Annotated in this window: 14 protein-coding genes; 8 read left to right on the top strand and 6 right to left on the bottom strand. The window is 65.7% G+C overall.

The features are described from left to right. Positions 1 to 34: 34 nt before the first annotated feature. A complete protein-coding gene (locus tag KBY65_RS03770) occupies positions 35 to 967 on the bottom strand; it encodes a tetratricopeptide repeat protein (RefSeq protein ID WP_409996621.1) in 933 nt (310 codons plus the stop codon). Positions 968 to 1,039: 72 nt separating this feature from the next. Continuing rightward, the gene (gene queG, locus KBY65_RS03765; RefSeq protein WP_094558959.1) at positions 1,040 to 1,987 is read right to left on the bottom strand and encodes a tRNA epoxyqueuosine(34) reductase QueG; all 948 of its coding nucleotides are present in this window, start codon (positions 1,985 to 1,987) and stop codon (positions 1,040 to 1,042) included. A gap of 47 nt (positions 1,988 to 2,034) precedes the next feature. Here queG and KBY65_RS03760 point away from each other — a divergent pair, with 47 nt between their 5' ends. The 7 genes from KBY65_RS03760 to KBY65_RS03730 all read left to right on the top strand — a co-directional run bounded on the left by KBY65_RS03760 (position 2,035) and on the right by KBY65_RS03730 (position 9,169). Continuing rightward, positions 2,035 to 2,685, top strand: coding sequence for an HpsJ family protein (locus KBY65_RS03760; protein ID WP_255000570.1), 651 nt, complete (start codon positions 2,035 to 2,037; stop codon positions 2,683 to 2,685). Positions 2,686 to 2,742: 57 nt separating this feature from the next. Beyond that, positions 2,743 to 3,468, top strand: a complete 726-nt coding sequence (locus KBY65_RS03755; RefSeq protein WP_254988370.1) for a DUF502 domain-containing protein — start codon at positions 2,743 to 2,745, stop codon at positions 3,466 to 3,468. Positions 3,469 to 3,483: 15 nt separating this feature from the next. Then, positions 3,484 to 4,125, top strand: a complete 642-nt coding sequence (gene nusB, locus KBY65_RS03750) for a transcription antitermination factor NusB (protein ID WP_254988372.1) — start codon at positions 3,484 to 3,486, stop codon at positions 4,123 to 4,125. Between the two features lie 7 nt (positions 4,126 to 4,132). Then, entirely contained in the window at positions 4,133 to 5,686 is a 1,554-nt protein-coding gene (gene ftsY / locus KBY65_RS03745) for a signal recognition particle-docking protein FtsY (protein ID WP_255000569.1), read from the top strand. A 68-nt stretch (positions 5,687 to 5,754) separates the two neighbouring features. Next, positions 5,755 to 7,155, top strand: coding sequence for a PP2C family protein-serine/threonine phosphatase (locus KBY65_RS03740; protein WP_255000568.1), 1,401 nt, complete (start codon positions 5,755 to 5,757; stop codon positions 7,153 to 7,155). A gap of 48 nt (positions 7,156 to 7,203) precedes the next feature. After that, positions 7,204 to 8,598: an argininosuccinate lyase gene (gene argH / locus KBY65_RS03735; protein WP_094558965.1), complete on the top strand. Its 1,395-nt coding sequence runs from the start codon at positions 7,204 to 7,206 to the stop codon at positions 8,596 to 8,598. Between the two features lie 58 nt (positions 8,599 to 8,656). Next, positions 8,657 to 9,169 (top strand): RNA recognition motif domain-containing protein, encoded by a 513-nt coding sequence (locus KBY65_RS03730; RefSeq protein ID WP_094558966.1) that lies wholly within the window; start codon positions 8,657 to 8,659, stop codon positions 9,167 to 9,169. Here the strand turns inward: KBY65_RS03730 and dusA are convergent. Next, positions 9,166 to 10,191 (bottom strand): tRNA dihydrouridine(20/20a) synthase DusA, encoded by a 1,026-nt coding sequence (gene dusA / locus KBY65_RS03725; protein ID WP_255000567.1) that lies wholly within the window; start codon positions 10,189 to 10,191, stop codon positions 9,166 to 9,168. The genes KBY65_RS03730 and dusA overlap by 4 nt on opposite strands. Positions 10,192 to 10,289: 98 nt before the next feature. Here dusA and KBY65_RS03720 point away from each other — a divergent pair, with 98 nt between their 5' ends. Then, on the top strand, positions 10,290 to 11,501 hold the full coding sequence (locus tag KBY65_RS03720) for an NAD(P)/FAD-dependent oxidoreductase (protein WP_255000637.1): 1,212 nt from the start codon (positions 10,290 to 10,292) through the stop codon (positions 11,499 to 11,501). A gap of 9 nt (positions 11,502 to 11,510) precedes the next feature. On the opposite strand, the gene KBY65_RS03715 is transcribed toward KBY65_RS03720, so the two are convergent. Genes KBY65_RS03715 through KBY65_RS03705 form a run of 3 tightly spaced genes read right to left on the bottom strand, consistent with a single transcriptional unit; the run spans position 11,511 to position 15,657 of the window. Continuing rightward, the gene (locus tag KBY65_RS03715; RefSeq protein WP_255000565.1) at positions 11,511 to 12,770 is read right to left on the bottom strand and encodes a type II secretion system F family protein; all 1,260 of its coding nucleotides are present in this window, start codon (positions 12,768 to 12,770) and stop codon (positions 11,511 to 11,513) included. Positions 12,771 to 12,791: 21 nt separating this feature from the next. Then, positions 12,792 to 13,871, bottom strand: a complete 1,080-nt coding sequence (locus KBY65_RS03710) for a type IV pilus twitching motility protein PilT (protein ID WP_255000564.1) — start codon at positions 13,869 to 13,871, stop codon at positions 12,792 to 12,794. A gap of 7 nt (positions 13,872 to 13,878) precedes the next feature. Further along, the gene (locus KBY65_RS03705) at positions 13,879 to 15,657 is read right to left on the bottom strand and encodes a GspE/PulE family protein (protein ID WP_255000563.1); all 1,779 of its coding nucleotides are present in this window, start codon (positions 15,655 to 15,657) and stop codon (positions 13,879 to 13,881) included. Positions 15,658 to 15,679 lie beyond the last annotated feature (22 nt).

Raw genomic sequence — 15,679 nt, 5'->3', positions numbered from 1 at the left:
AGATGCTGTCGAGGGCTGCCGCTTCCAGCGGGACTTACTCCTCCTCGCTGCTCTCGCCTTCCGGGCTGGCATTGGCGAGGGCCCGATCCACCACGGCTTTGAGATCGCCCTGTTGCAGCAGCTCCTGGGTGGTGCTGCGCAGTTTGGATCCCCAGAGTTGTTCCTTCTGGTAGCTCTCCAGCACGTAATTGGGGTCGTTGTCGAGGGCTTTGCCGGCCAGCTCCAGGGCTTCGCTGCGGCCGGCCGCCCCCTGGGCGAACAGTCCTGCGGCCAGCGCCAGCATCGGTTCTGCCGCATCGGGCTTGATGGTCAGAACCCGCCGCCAGCGCTGGATGGCGTCTTTGGTTTTGCCCTGTTCAAACAGCACCAGACCCTGGTTGTTGAGGGCTTCCCAGAAGTTCTTGTGCAGGGAGGAGGCCCGCTCGAAGGCCGCCAGGGCCTGTCCGCTCTGGCCGAGCAGGATGCGGGCGTTGCCCAGGTCGAAGTAGGCACCGGCATTGCCTTTGTCGAGCTTCAGCCCCTGCTCCAGCAGGCCGATCGCATCCTCGGGTTTGCCGGCCCGAAGGGCCAGGGAGCCCTCGGCAAACCAGATGCCCGGGTTGCGTGGATCCAGTTGCTTGGCCTTGGCCAGCGATACGCCGGCTTGTTTGAGCTGGTTGCTGCGCAGCTGGGCCTCGGCCAGCAGCACCCAGCCGCGGGGGTCGTCGGGCAGCAGTTGCACGGTGAGGGCCGCCAGACGGGCGGCATCACTGGCCTGGCCCAGCCGCAGCAATCGAGCCGCTGCCTGGGCAATGCCCAGACCGGCGCCTTCCAGCTCCTGGCGTTGGGGGACGTACACGTAGGGCACCAGCGCCCGGGCGGGCAGAACTGGCGTCAGCAGCAACCCCAGTGCACCCACCAGAACCGCGCTCGACCGGTGAGCCTTCCAGAGGCGGGTTGTTGTCAAACCAGTGAGCCACTGGCCCATGCGCCTCTGGATGCGCCACGGGTCGATGCGCAATTGGCGCGGTGCCATCGCTTGGGGACAGATCCGCTCAGCCTAGGCAGTGCCGCCCTGGCTGACCCGCAGGTTGCGTCGCCACATCCAGGGTTTGATGCGGCGCAGGGCCGAGGCCCGCAGGCGTTGATCCCAGTCGGCATCGCTCCAGAGCAGGGCCTCGTCAGCCTGCAGATCGAGCAACCAGGGCCGGGGCTGCAGATCCGGATCATCGCTGCTCTCCAGCGGTTGTTGATTCCACGGGCAAACCTCCTGGCAGATGTCGCAGCCGGCCACCCAGCCCTGCAGTGCCGTGGCCATGGCCGCGGGCAGCTCTGGATCCCGATTCTCAATCGTGTGGAAGGCGATGCAGCGGCGGCTGTCCACCACGAAGGGCTCGGTGATGGCGCCGGTGGGGCAGGCCGGCAGGCAGCGGCTGCAGCTGCCGCAGAGGGGTGTGGCGGGGGTATCCGCCGGCAGATCCAGGCTGGTGAGCAGGTGGCCCAACAGCAGCCAGGAGCCGCGGCGGCGGTGGATCAGGTTGCCGTGTTTGCCGATCCAGCCGAGGCCGGCCTGCTCGGCCCAGGCTTTGTCCATCAGCGGGGCGCTATCGACGCAGGCCCGCCAGCGCACCCCGGGCACCTGCTGCTCCAGCCAGCGGCCCAGCCGGCGCAGCCGCCCCTCGATCAGCCGGTGGTAGTCGCGGCCCCAGCCGTAGCGGGCCACCTTCAGGGAGCCGGGGGCGCGCTCGGCCGCCACGTAGTAGTTGAGCCCCACCGCCAGCAGGCTGCGCACCCCCGGCAACAGCTGCTCCACCGCGCGCCGGCGCGGGTCGGCCATCCAGGCCATGTCGGCCTGATAGCCGGCCGCCAGCCAGCGCTCCAGGGCCGCCGTCCGCAGGCTTAGGCGCTCCCCGGCGGGCACGGCGGCGAGGCCCACCGGGTCAAACCCCAGCTGCCGGGCCTGCTCTTTGAGCTGGTGTGCCAGCTCGTGATGGGCGTGCTGCGTCATCGCCCGTACAGTTGCGCCGTCTCCTCAATCTGCCGCGAGCCCCTCCTGTGAGCACTGCCTCCTTCGGCCGCCTGGGCCATCTGCTGCGCTGGCTCGGCCTCACCCTGGTGGTGTTGCTGGTGCTTCAGCTGCTGGTGCTCTTGGGCTCCTGGAACTGGGGCGAGGAGGGTTACCGCCAGCTGCTGATGGACCGGTTGGTGACCCAGTCGCCGATGGCGTTGGTGGGCCTGCTGCTGATGCTGTTCGGCAGCCGCCTCGACCATCCCGCCGCCGGCCGCACGCCCCTGCGCTGGCTGGTGGCGGTGCTCAGCATCCTGCTGGCTCTGGCGATGCTCGTGGCGGTGCCGGTGTCGATCAGTGGCGACCGCGCCCTTTCCGACCAGGCCGACCAGCAGCTCGAGGCCCGCAAGGCCCAGCTGGCGGCGGCCCGCTCCCAGATGGACAACCCCCAGGTGATCGACCAGTTGATTGCCCAGGCCGAGCAGGCTGGCCAGATCCCTGCCACCGCAACGGCCGAGCAGAAGCAGCAGGCCGCCAAGGCGTTCATGGAGCGCCAGCTCAAGCAGGCCGACGACCAATTGCAGCAGCAGCAGCGCGCCCGGGATCTCACCGTCAACCAGCGCCGCTACGGCGGCACCGGCACCGCCGTGGTGCTGGCCATCGGCTTTGTGCTGGCGGCCCTGGTGGCCCTGCTTTGAGCCTGGCTGGCTAAGTTGCCAACAGGTAGCGAATGGGCCGGACGTCCGGGTTGTCAGTTGGTTCAATCCAGTCCCAAATCTGATCAGCCCCTGGGGGACCGGCTTCAGGCCGACCTCAAGAATGACCTGATCGCCGGCCTGCTGGTCGTCATTCCCCTGGCGACCACCATCTGGCTGGCGACCACGGTGAGCCGCTTTGTGCTGGCGTTTCTCACCTCGATCCCGAAGCAGTTCAACCCGTTCAACACTCTCAACCCGTTGCTGCAGGAGCTGATCAACCTGGGGGTGGGTCTTCTGGTGCCCCTGCTCGGCATCCTGTTGATCGGCCTGATGGCCCGCAACATCGTCGGGCGCTGGTTGTTGGAGTTTGGCGAGGGCACCCTGCTGCGGATTCCCCTGGCGGGCTCGGTCTACAAGACCCTCAAGCAGTTGCTGGAAACTTTCCTGCAGGGCAGTTCCAGCAAGTTTCGCCGGGTGGTGCTTGTGGAATATCCGCGGGAGGGGTTGTTTGCCCTGGGTTTTGTCACCGGTGCGATCGGCACGGCGCTCCAGGCTGGTTTCAGCGAACCGATGCTGAGCGTGTTCATCCCCACAGCCCCCAATCCCACCACCGGCTGGTACACCGTGGTGCCCGAGCGGTCGGTCAAGGACCTGGACATCTCGGTGGAGGATGCTTTCCGCACGATCATTTCCGCCGGCATCGTCAATCCCGACGAGCGCTCCACGCCCAACCGCAGCTTCTCCAGCCTGCTGGCTCAGCTGCGCACCTCCCAACTTTCCTGAGGCCAAGTCGTTTTGATGCAGAGCCGCACCCTCTCGCGCGAACTGGCCCTGCTGATGCTCGGCCAGACCAGTGACCGCGCCGGCGCCTCCTCCGTAGCCCAGCCCATCGCGATGGAGGGTCTGTTGCAGCAGGTGCTCGCCACCCTCAGCCAGCACGTGCGCGAGGCCCTCGACCGCTCTGCTGAGGACCTGCAGGCCGCCCAGCAGGACCTGCTGGACAGTGAGCTGCAGGACCAGGGCGAGCAGCAGTTGCCGCGGGTGCGCCAGCACCTCAATGCCGGACTGGCGGCGGCGGAGCAGGCCATCAACCGCCTTTCCGCCAGCCTGGAACTGCCCCGGCTGTTGCTTCTAGCCGACCAGGACGAGGTGCGCCGCGGCGCTATCGACCGGGTGGAGGCGGTGCTGCGCGATCGGGAGTCCATCGATGCCCGACTCGACGGGGTGATGGAGGGCTGGCGGCTCACCCGCCTGCCTCGCATCGACCGCGACATCCTGCGTCTGGCAGCCGTGGATCTGGACCGTTTCCGCACCCCCGCCGCGGTGGCCTGCAACGAGGCCGTGGAGTTGGCCAACCGCTACAGCGACGAGCAGGGCCGCCGCATGATTAACGGCGTGCTGAGGCGCTTCACGGCCGCCCGGCCCGTGGCGGAGGCCTGAGGGCGCCATGGTGTACGACTGGTTCAATCGCACCGGGCCTGACGCAGCCGACGGCGAGACGCCGCCCAGCCAGGCATCTGGGCCTTCGCTTGCCCCGGATGATCCGACCCCAGCGGCTTCTGCTGCTGCCCAGCCCGAAGGCAGCTCGGCTGATCCCAACCCGGATCCCAATGCGGAGGCCCTCGAGTGGGCGCGTCAGGCCTACGCCCGCCTGAAAGCTCAGCAGGAAGCCCAGAAGCAGGCCCAGCAGGAGCCTGCGCCGAACCTCCCTGCCGAACCGCAGGCCGGTTCCCAGGCAGATCCTCAGGCGGATCTCCAGACGGATCTCCAGGCACAACCGCCCCTGTCCAGCTCCCGTCCCGATCCTGTACAAGCTGTACAGAATCCTGCAGAGGGCTTCACTGCGCCGGCTTCTGCTGAGCCATCTCAAGGCCTGTCGCTGTTGGAGCAGGCCGCCGCCCAGCGGGCTGAGCGCCAGCAGGCCATCACCGCCAGTGCTGCCGTCGCTCCGGTCGAGGCAGCCCCCGCAGACTCCGCCGAGCCCAGCCTGGGCGACTTCGACACCACCTTCACCTGGTCGGCGGAGGTGCTGGCGGCCCAGGGCAAGCGGGTCGATCAGGTGTCGCTCGAGGAGATCGACTGGCTGGGGCGCCTGCGCCAGGGCCTGGAGCAGACCCGGCAGGGTTTTGTCACCCAGCTGCTGGACACCCTCGGCGACGATCCGCTCACCCCCGAGGTGGTCGACGACCTGGAAACCACATTGCTGCGGGCCGATGTGGGCGTGCAGGCCACTGATCAGGTGCTGGACGCCCTGCGCAAACGCATGAACGAGGAGGTGGTGGATCCGGCCGAGGGGCTGCGCTTCCTCAAGGAACAGCTCCAGGACCTGCTGGATGCCCCGACCCGGGCCAGCGGTTCCCCCCTGCTGGCCCCCGAACGCGATCGGCTCAACGTGTGGCTGATGGTGGGCGTCAACGGCGTCGGCAAGACCACCACCCTCGGCAAGCTGGCCAACCTGGCGGTGCGCAGCGGCTACAGCTGTTTGATTGCCGCCGCCGATACCTTCCGGGCTGCGGCGGTGCAGCAGGTGCAGGTGTGGGGCGACCGCAGCAACGTGCCGGTGATTGCCAATCCCAGCGCCAACGCCGATCCGGCCGCCGTTGTGTACGACGCCATCGGTGCTGCCCAGGCCAAGGGCACCGAGCTGGTGCTGGTGGACACGGCCGGCCGCCTGCAGACCAAGCACAACCTGATGGAGGAGCTCAGCAAGGTGCGCCGCATCGTCGACAAGCTGGCGCCGGAGGCGGTGGTGGAGTCGCTGCTGGTGCTCGATGCCAGCCAGGGCCAGAACGGCCTGCGCCAGGCCATGGCCTTTGCCAAAGCAGCTGGGCTCACGGGCGTGGTGCTCACCAAGCTCGATGGCAGTGCCCGTGGTGGGGTGGCCCTGGCGGTGGCCTCCGAGGCGGGTCTGCCGATCCGCTTCATCGGCGCCGGCGAAGGCATCCGCGACCTGCGGCCCTTCAACAGCTTCGAATTTGTGGAGGCCCTGTTGGCCCGTTAAGCCGATCAGGCACCGCCGGATTCGAGAGCTATCTTGCGGGCTCGCCGCGGCCGTCCCGTGAGCAATCGGTGAGCAACAAGCCGCCCCCCCACCCGCTCCAGCAGGCCGCGTCTGCCGCCGCCCCGGTGCTCTCGGCTGCGGCCTCGCTGCGTCAGTTGCTCGACAGCCTCAACCGGGAGCAGCGGCGCAACCAGGAGCTGCTCGCCTCGTTGGCCTTCGCCCTGCGCAGCTTCACCAACCTGGGCCGGTTTCTGGAGCTGGTGCCCGTGGTGGCTACCCGCCTGGTGGAGGCGAAAGGGGCCGTGCTGGTGGTGTTCCACGAGGACGGTCGCCTCTGGCGCGAGCAACTGCAGGCCACCCCGGTGGAGCGCTGCGCTGAGTTGGTGCGCCAGTTGGCGGCCCTCGGTGATGCCGAGCTGGCGGCCCTCAGCGGCGAAGCGGCGGTGGTCGCCCTGCTCGACCAGCGCATCGGCCGGCTGCTGGGGGGGGAGCAGGTGTTTGCCACGTCGGTGGTGTCCCGCAGCCTGCAGCGGGGTCGTTTGTATGTCTTCAGTGGCCGCAAGGGGTTTGCCTGGAGCGAAGTGCACCGCCGCCACCTGCAGCTGGTGGCCGATCTCACCGCCGTGGCCCTGGAAAACGAGGCGCTGCTGCAAACCATGCGGCGCCACGAGCGCTTGGACCGTCAGCTCAGCATTGGCGCCGAGATCCAGGCCCAGCTGTTGCCGGATCGCTGTCCGCTGATCGACGGCGTGGAGCTGGCGGCCCGCTGCCGCCCCGCCTTCCAGGTGGGGGGTGATTACTACGACTTCATCCCCACCCGGCCCCAGCTGTTGGGCCGCCGCCGTGAGCAGGCTCGCTGGGCTCTGGTGATGGGGGACGTGATGGGCAAGGGAGTGCCGGCCGGCCTGCTGATGACCCTGCTGCGCGGCATGTTGCGGGCCGAGGTGCTGAGCGGCCACTCCCCCGAGCGGATCCTCCACGACCTCAACCAGCTGGCCCAGGAGGACCTGGCCCAGTCGCACCGGTTCGTCACCCTGTTCTATTCCGACTACGACCCCCGCACCCGCCTGCTGCGCTTTGCCAATGCGGCCCACAATCCGCCCTTGATCTGGCGCCGCCAGCGCAACCAGGTGGAGCGCCTCGATGCCCCCGGGCTGCTGATCGGTTTGCAGAGCGAAGCCGATTACGGGCTCGAGCAGACCGTGCTCGATCCAGGCGATGTCCTGCTCTATTACACCGATGGCGTGACGGAAGCCACGGGCTTCAGTGGCGACCGTTTCGACGAGGAGCGGTTGGTGCGGCACCTGCAGGGGGCCTGCCGCTCCGGCATCGGCGCCCAGGGGATTCTCGATCAGCTGTTCGCCCGGCTCGATCGTTTTGTGGGGGCCGATCGGCAGCTCGACGATGACGCCTCGATGGTGGTGCTCAAGGTGCGGGAGGAGGTGATGCTGCCCTCCCTGCCAAGCTGATTGCCTGCGAAGCAAACCTTCTGCCCCGCGCAGCTTGCCAAGTCCCGAATGGCCGTTGATTCCACCGCCTCCACCTGGAGCCAGCGCTTCGAGCAGGGTCTGCATCCGGCCATCGAGCGTTTCAACGCCTCGATCGGCTTCGACATCACGTTGTTGCAGCAGGACCTCGATGGCTCGATCGCCCATGCCCGCATGCTGGGTCGCTGTGGCGTGATTGCCGAGGACGAAGCCAGCCGGTTGATCGAGGGGTTGGAGGCGATCCGCGCTGAAGCCGCCAGGGGTGACTTCAACCCAGGGCTGGAGGCCGAAGACGTCCATTTCGCCGTGGAGCGGCGCCTGATCGAGCTCCTGGGGCCCCTGGGCAAAAAGCTCCACACCGGCCGCTCCCGCAACGACCAGGTGGGCACTGATCTGCGCCTTTGGTTGCGGGGCCAGATCGACGCCATCGATGCGGCGCTGCTGCGTTTTGAGCGGGCCCTGCTGGCCCAGGCCGAGCGTCACAGCAGCGTTTTAATCCCCGGCTACACCCACCTGCAGCGGGCCCAGCCGGTGTGCCTGGCCCACCACCTGCTGGCCTACATCGAGATGGCAGAGCGGGATCGCTCCCGGTTTGCCGATGTACGCCAGAGGGTCAACATCTGCCCGCTGGGGGCGGCGGCCCTGGCCGGCACTCCCGTGCCGATCGATCGGCGCCAGACGGCCGAGGAGCTGGGCTTCGAGGCCATCTACGCCAACAGCCTCGATGCGGTCAGCGACCGGGATTTTGCGGTGGAGTTCATGGCGGCCGCCAGCCTGGTGTTGGTGCACCTCAGCCGCCTCAGTGAGGAGGTGATTCTCTGGGCTTCCGAGGAGTTCGGCTTCGTGGGCCTCACCGACCGCTGCGCCACCGGCAGCAGCCTGATGCCCCAGAAAAAGAACCCCGACGTTCCGGAGCTGGTGCGGGGCAAGAGCGGCCGCGTGTTCGGCCACCTGATGGGGCTGCTCACCATGATCAAGGGCCTGCCCCTTGCCTACAACAAGGACTTCCAGGAGGACAAGGAAGCCCTGTTCGATGGGGTGCGCACCTGTCTTGATTGCCTGGAGGCGATGGCGATTCTGTTTGAGGAAGGTCTGGAGTTTCGGCCCCAGCGGCTGGAGGCGGCGGTGGCGGCGGATTTCTCCAATGCCACCGATGTGGCCGACTATCTGGTGGCGAAGGGTGTGCCCTTCCGCGAGGCCTATCAACTGGTCGGCGGCCTGGTGAAGGGATGTCTGGCGGAGGGGATTTTGCTGCGGGACCTGCCGCTGGAGCGCTGGCAGCAGCTCCATCCTGCTTTTGAAGCCGACATCTACGCCGCCATCACTCCCCAGCAGGTGGTGGCGGCCCGCCGCAGTGAGGGCGGCACCGGTTTCGAGCAGGTTCAGCAGCAGTTGCAGCGAATCCGGATCCGTGTTGCCCCCTGAGGGGAAGTAGGCCTCGCCGGGGGTCTTAGGCTGTTTTGGTTAGCGGCCCCTCTGGTTCGTGAGCATTTTTGTCGGCAACCTTCCCTTCCGCGCTGAGCAGGACGACGTAGCGGAATTGTTTGCACCCTTCGGTGAAGTGGTCAACTGTTCGCTGCCCCTCGAACGCGAGACCGGGCGCAAGCGTGGTTTTGCGTTTGTGGAAATGTCGGATGACACCGCGGAAAGCAAAGCCATTGATTCGCTGCAAGGCGCCGAGCTGATGGGCCGCCCCCTGCGCATCAACAAGGCGGAGCCCCGGGGAGCTGGTGGTGGCGGAGGAGGAGGAGGTCAGCGTCGTGGTGGCTACGGCGGTGGCGGCGGCTATGCAGGCGCTGGTGGTTATGGCGGCGGCGGGGGCTACAACCGCGGAGATAGCGGCGGGGGCTACGCCGGTGCCGGTGGTGGTGGAGATCGGGGTTCAGGGGCTCGGGGCTGGGAAGACCGCAGCTACGGCGCTGGCAGTGCTGCGCCGAGCGATGGCTTTGATGCCGGCCGCACCCGGCGCCGCCGCAGTGGCAGCGCCGAGGGTTAATACCCCCGTTCCTCCAGGGCCCGAGCGGCGGCCTCCAGCACCTCAGCACCGGCCTGCCGGTCTCCGGCGGCTTGGGTGAGCTGCTGGCGCCAGCGCCGGGCGCCGTTCACACCCTCCACCACGTGCACCAGGTGGCGCGCGATCGGCCAGAGCCGCTCGCCCCGGCTGCGCCACTGCTCGGCGTAGGGAATCAGCCCGCGCACCACGTGCGAAGCGCTGGCCGGAGGCCGGCTGGTGTCGGCGAACACCCGCTGATCCACTGCAGCCCACTGCAGGGGATGGGCATAGGCGGCCCGGCCCACCATGGCCCCATCCAGCTGCTCCAGGTGTGTCAAACAGCTCTCCAGGCTCTCCAGGCCCCCGTTGAGTTCGATGGTCAGCCCGGCCCGATCCCGTTTGAGCTGGTGCACGATGTCGTAACGCAGGGGCGGAATCGTGCGGTTTTGCTTGGGATCCAGCCCCTCCAGCCACGCCTTGCGCGCGTGCACCGCAAAGCGCTGAGCTCCCGCGGCAGCCACCGCATCCACGAAGGCCAGCAGCTCGGCGTAGGAGTCGCGGTCGTCGATGCCAATCCGGTGTTTCACCGTCACCGGCAGTGGGCTGGCGGCGGCCATGGCGGCGACGCCGCGTGCCACTTGGTCGGGTTCGGCCATCAGGCAGGCTCCGAAGCGACCCTTCTGGACTTTTTCGCTGGGGCAGCCCACGTTGAGGTTGATTTCGTCGTAGCCCCAGTCGGCCGCCAGCTGGGCGGCCTCCGCCAGCAAGGCCGGATCATCTCCGCCCACCTGCAGGGCCAGGGGTTTCTCGATCGGATCGAAGCCCAGGAGCCGCTCCAGCCGGCCCCCCGGCGCGCTGGCTCCGGGTTCCAGGCGGGCGTGGTGCAGGGCCTGGGCCACCACCATTTCGGTGTACAGCAGGCTGCGCCGGGTGATCTGCCGCATCAACACCCGGAAGTGCCGATCTGTGTAGTCCATCATCGGAGCCACACTGAAGCGAAAGCTGGCTGGATCGGTCTGGCCCATCACCCCATGCTGCCCACCCGTGTCCCCCGCCCTGCTGCTCCGTGAGCCTCCCGAGCCATGCCGCCGTGGTGGTGGCAGGTGGTGGCGCCGCCGGATTCATGGCCGCCATCGCAGCCGCTGAGGCGGGCGTCCGCAACATTGTTCTGCTCGAGGCCACCGCCGAGCCGCTGCACAAGGTGTTGATCAGTGGCGGCGGGCGCTGCAATGTCACCCATGCCTGCTGGGATCCGCGGGCGCTGGTGGGTCACTACCCCCGCGGCGGCCAGGCCCTGCGGGGCCCGTTCTCTCGCTTCGCCACGGGCGATGCGGTGGCCTGGTTCGACGCGCACGGCCTGGAGCTGGTGGAGGAGGCCGACGGCCGGCTGTTCCCTCGCTCCAACCGCTCCGAGTCGGTGGTCGCCACCCTGCGCCGGGCGGCCCTGCAGGCCGGCGTGCAGCTGCACACCGGGGTGGCGCTGCAGCAGGCCAGTCCCCGGGCTGGGAGCGGTTTTGACTTGCGGCTGCGCGGTGGCCAGACGATGGCCGCCGATCGGCTGGTGTTGGCCACGGGGAGTCACCCCAGCGGCCGCCAGCTTGCCGCCGCCCTCGGCCATGGGCTGGTGTCGCCCGTGCCGTCGCTGTTCACGCTCGCTCTGGCGGGCGATCCCCTGCTGGAGTTGGCGGGAGTGGTGATGGATCCCGTGGAGCTGGCCCTGCATCTGCCAGCGGATCCGCAAGCCGGCGGCGGTGGCGCTGAACAGTGTTTCCGCCAGCGCGGGCCGGTGCTGATCACCCACTGGGGGTTGTCCGGTCCGGCCACCCTGCGTCTCACCGCCTTTGCCGCCCGGGCCCTCAAGGCCGCCGGCTACCGGGGGGAGTTGCGGCTCGACTGGAGCGGCGGCCAGTCCCAGCAGGATCTCGACGCCCTGTTTGCCGAAGCGAAGCGGGTTCAGGCCAAGCGGCAGCTGGCCAATTGGCGGCCCTGGCCCGCCCTCAGCCGGCGCCTCTGGCTGGCCCTGCTGCAGCGCCATGGCCTCGATCCCCAGCAGCGCTGGGCCGACCTGGCCAAGCGACACCAGCAGCTGCTGATCACGGCGCTGCGCGACACCCGGGTGGCGGTCACGGGACGGGGCCCCTTCGGCGAGGAATTCGTGACGGCGGGCGGCATTCCCTTGGGGGAGGTGAATCTCGCGACGATGGAGAGCCGCCAGCACGCCGGCCTCTACCTGGCGGGTGAACTGCTGGATGTGGATGGCGTGACCGGGGGATTCAACTTTCAGCACTGCTGGAGCAGTGGTTGGCTGGCCGGTCAGGCTCTGGCAACTGAATAACCCCCAGCACTATTTGATATTTTCAAAAACGGCAAACATGGGCATATACATTGCCAGAAGAATGGAGCCAACGATTCCGCCCACTAGCACGATCATGGCTGGCTCCAACATCGAGGTGAGGGCTTTGACAATGGCCTCCACTTCGTCTTCGTAGAAGTCGGCAACCTTGGAGAGCATGGCATCCATCTCGCCCGTTTCTTCGCCGATCGAGAGCATGCTGATTGACATATCTGGAAAGACATTCATGCGTCCGAGGGCCACGCTCAATGGAATGCCCTGGAGAACATCTTCGCGACTGTTGGTGATCGCGTCTGAAATGATGGAGTTGTTGGTGATTTCTCGCACAATGTCCAGCGACATCAAAATCGGGACACCAGCTCGGGTTAGGGAGCTGAAGGTTCGGCAGAATTGAGCTGTGGCTGTCTTTTGAATCAGTTCGCCAAACAGAGGAAGTTTGAGAATGATGGCATCCACCCGGCGACGGCCAATGGGAGTGGCATAGAATTTGCTGAAGAGATAGACGAAAACAATCAGACCGAGCCCTAGGTAGAGCGAAAAGGTTGAGCGCAGAAGACTGCTGAGATCCACCATCATTTGGGTGAACCAAGGCAGATCGGCGCCCAGGCTGTCAAAAATCTCAGCGAAAGTAGGAACGAGGAAGATTGTCATTCCTAGAAAAACTGCAACAGCGATGACAAGCACTGCCACCGGGTAGCCCAGGGCGCCTTTGATCTGGTTCTGCAACTTGGCGTTGTCCTCCAGCAGCTTGGCCAGCCGCCTGAGCGATTCATCAAGGACGCCACCGGCCTCACCGGCTTCCACCATGGCGATGCTCAGCTTGTCGAACACCTTGGGCCAACGGCGCAGCGCTTCACCCAACGACATTCCTTGGTTTACTTCTAGACTGACCGACTGGAGGGCACGTTTGAACAACGGCATCTTCTGCTGGGATGCCATCAGGTCGATGCTGCGCACAATCGGTACCCCGGCATTGACGAGGGCGGCCATCTTGCTGGCAAATACAGCTTTCTCCTTGATGCCGGGCTTGGCCTCCAGCAGTTCATTCAGCTTGGAAAACCTCAGCTTGTTGTTCAGTTGGGCAGCTGCACTTGAGCTGGTGGCGGTCGCATTTGGTTTGACTTTGATTTTGGTGGCTCGAATGCCCCGCAGGCGCAGGCTGCGTTTGGCCTGGATTGGATCGGCTGCCTCAACGTCGATCAGCGCCGACTTGCCCTGGGGATTGATGTAGGTGGCGATGAATGTGGCCATGGCTCTGGGGGTGGCCGAAGATCAGCTCAGTTGGGTCACGAGGCGTTTGAGTTCCTCGGGCCGAGAGGTTTTCAGCAGGGCTTCGTCCATGGTCACCTGGTTGCTGAGCACCAGATCGCCCAGGGCTTTTTCAAGGGTTTGCATGGAGAGCTGGCCACCGGTCTGGATCTGGGAGTAGAGCTGAGCCGTTTTGCCCTCCCGAATCAGGTTGGCGGTGGCCGGCGTGTTGATCATGATTTCCTGGGCCATCACCCGTCCAAATTGACCAGGACTTGGGTTGTGGCGTTTGCAGAGGGTCTGGGCGAACACGGCCACGAGGCTGCTGCTCAGCTGGACGCGAATCTGGGTCTGCTGGCTGGGTGGAAAGACGTCCACCATGCGATCGACCGTTTGGGCTGCGGAACTGGTGTGCAGGGTGCCGAACACCAGGTGACCGGTTTCTGCCGCTGTGATGGCTAGCTGGATGGTTTCCAGATCGCGCAGTTCTCCCACCAGGATTACATCCGGATCTTCCCGCAGGGCGGCTTTCAGGGCGTTGGCAAAGCTACGGGTGTCGTCGTTGAGTTGACGCTGGTGGATCACACTCTTGACAGGTTTGTAGCTAAATTCGATCGGATCTTCGATGGTGAGGATGTGTTCAGCACGTGTTTGGTTGATGTGCTCCAGAATGGCAGCCAGGGTCGTTGTTTTGCCTGAGCCGGTGGGTCCGGTAACAAGAATTAGCCCCTTTGGCATGTGACTCATTTCCTCAACAATTGGAGGCAGACCGAGGTTTTCCAGGGTGGGTACGCTGTTGCCGAGAGCTCTCAGGCAGGCAGCATAGGTCCCCCGCTGGCGATACACATTGACCCGGAATCGTGCGACCCCTTTGAGACCGTAGGCGCAGTCCAGTTCCCAGGTTTGCTCGAGTTGTTTGCGCTGGGCATTGTTGAGCATTGAGAAGATCAGCTTGTTGCAATCTTCTTCAGCTAATGGTTCATCCTGTAGGGCCCTGAGTTGACCATTGAAACGCCCGTAGGGTGGCACCCCGGCGCTGATGTGGAGATCACTGCCACCATCTCTCACCAGTTGGCTCATCAGGTCTTCGATCATCACGGCCATGGGGCGTTCAGCGGCTGGTCAGACAGTAGGGACATTCAAGCCATTCATCCTGCAGTCCTGCACCGCAGCAGTTGCAGGTGAGCGTGCTGAGCGAGCGAGACCGACGTTCTGATTCGAGCCCGGAGTCGGTCAACAGCATGCGCTCAACTTCCGCCAACGTTGTGAGACCTTCTCGGACGAGTTGGAGTCCATAGCCTAAAAGGGTTTTCATGCCGCCTTCCAGGGCCATCCGGCGGATCACATCTGTGGTTTCCCGTTTGGCCACAGCCGCAGCGAGCGTGTCGTTCATTCGTAGAACTTCGTAGACACCGACGCGCCCCTTGTAACCAGACCCGTTGCAGGTTGGGCAGCACCCCTCCTGGCTGTTCTGCTGGGTGTTTGCCCGAAAGAAGTTCACATTCGTTTCGTGGCTGCTCAAGAGGCCAAAACGGCCGAGATCTTCATGGCTGGGCTTGTAAGGTATGCGGCAATCGGGGCACACGCGTCGTACCAGCCGCTGGGAGACGATGCCCAGCAGCGAGGCGCTCACCATGAAGGGCTCCACGCCCATTTCGTCCAGTCTGGCGATAGCACTGGCCGTGTCGTTGCAGTGCAGAGTGGTCATCACCAGGTGGCCGGTGAGTGCGGCTTCAATCGCGGTTTTTGCTGTCTCTAAGTCGCGCGTTTCTCCCACCAAGAGCACGTCCGGGTCTTGACGCATGAAGGCACGTAGGGCTGTGCTGAAGTCGAGGCCCTTTTCGCGGTTGACCTGGGTTTGGGTGATGCCGTGGAGGGTGTATTCGATCGGGTCTTCAACGGTGGAGATGTTGATGCCGGGGTCGTTGCGTTCCGACAGCAAGGCGTAGAGCGTGGTCGATTTGCCCGAGCCGGTTGGACCCGTGACCAAAAGCATCCCGTAGGGCTTGGAACCCAAGTTCCGCACGATTTTTCGGGCTTCTGAGTCGGTGATGAGCGTATCCAGGCCCAGTTGGGTGGCGCCGCTGTCGAGCAGCCGCATGCAGATCTTTTCGCCGTTGCGGCTGGGCAACGTGCTCACCCGGAAATCCATTTTGCGGCCCCGAAACAGGCGTCGGACCCGGCCGTCTTGGGGCAAGCGCCGTTCGGCGATGTCCAAGTCAGCCATGATCTTGATTCTTGAGGTCACGGCCGGCGTCAGGCTCTTCGGCAGATCGTCAAACTGCTTCTGCAGCACCCCGTCAAGGCGAAAGCGGATCTCCAGGGAGTTTTCCTGGGGTTCCACATGTATGTCACTGGCTCCCGAAGTCAGCGCCTCGATCAGAATCCGGTCCACCAAGCTGATGATGGGGGAGGCGTTCGCGCTCGCTGTCGCGGTGTCGTCGATTTCGAGGTTTTCGATAGCGGCGGTCTCCTGGAGATCGCCGTCCGATGCACCGGGGATGTCCAGATCCTGGGTGAGGGATCGGGGGGCGTTCGTGGCGGAGGGCTTGGCGTGGAGAACTGCGGTCAGGTTGCTGGCCAAGGCCAGCTGGAGATCGGCGCCGAACCCCGCCCGTTGCAGTTCCTCGCGTAGCTCCTGGCGCTGCTGGGGGGTCCAGTGGCTGGGAACAGCCACGACCAGCCGGCCATCGGACTCGTGGAGGGGTAGGGCCCCCAGCTCGCGCCAGCGATCGGTGCACAGTCCCTTGCCGCTCAGAAGCAGGTCTTGGCCGACAGCTTGCAGCTGGATGTCCTCCAGCACCGGTTCGCCCATCAGCAGTTCCACCTCCAGGCGTTGCTGCTCCTCGCTGGCGGCTTCAGGAACAGGACGCGAGGGTGTGAGAGTCATGGCGTCAGGAGGTGCGGGCTTC

This window comes from Cyanobium sp. Alchichica 3B3-8F6 (assembly GCF_024346435.1).
GTDB lineage: Bacteria > Cyanobacteriota > Cyanobacteriia > PCC-6307 > Cyanobiaceae > Cyanobium_A.
This window is presented reverse-complemented; position numbering and strand designations above follow the sequence as displayed.

What these genes read in the sequence shown, in the direction of transcription:
- KBY65_RS03720 (WP_255000637.1), top strand. Translation starts at nt 10,290, where the DNA reads ATGGCCGCCATCGCAGCCGCTGAGGCGGGCGTCCGCAACATTGTTCTG.
- queG (WP_094558959.1), bottom strand. Translation starts at nt 1,987, where the DNA reads ATGACGCAGCACGCCCATCACGAGCTGGCACACCAGCTCAAAGAGCAG.
- KBY65_RS03710 (WP_255000564.1), bottom strand. Translation starts at nt 13,871, where the DNA reads ATGGCCGTGATGATCGAAGACCTGATGAGCCAACTGGTGAGAGATGGT.
- KBY65_RS03705 (WP_255000563.1), bottom strand. Translation starts at nt 15,657, where the DNA reads ATGACTCTCACACCCTCGCGTCCTGTTCCTGAAGCCGCCAGCGAGGAG.
- KBY65_RS03715 (WP_255000565.1), bottom strand. Translation starts at nt 12,770, where the DNA reads ATGGCCACATTCATCGCCACCTACATCAATCCCCAGGGCAAGTCGGCG.
- argH (WP_094558965.1), top strand. Translation starts at nt 7,204, where the DNA reads ATGGCCGTTGATTCCACCGCCTCCACCTGGAGCCAGCGCTTCGAGCAG.
- ftsY (WP_255000569.1), top strand. Translation starts at nt 4,133, where the DNA reads ATGGTGTACGACTGGTTCAATCGCACCGGGCCTGACGCAGCCGACGGC.
- KBY65_RS03770 (WP_409996621.1), bottom strand. Translation starts at nt 967, where the DNA reads ATGGGCCAGTGGCTCACTGGTTTGACAACAACCCGCCTCTGGAAGGCT.
- nusB (WP_254988372.1), top strand. Translation starts at nt 3,484, where the DNA reads ATGCAGAGCCGCACCCTCTCGCGCGAACTGGCCCTGCTGATGCTCGGC.
- dusA (WP_255000567.1), bottom strand. Translation starts at nt 10,191, where the DNA reads ATGGGCCAGACCGATCCAGCCAGCTTTCGCTTCAGTGTGGCTCCGATG.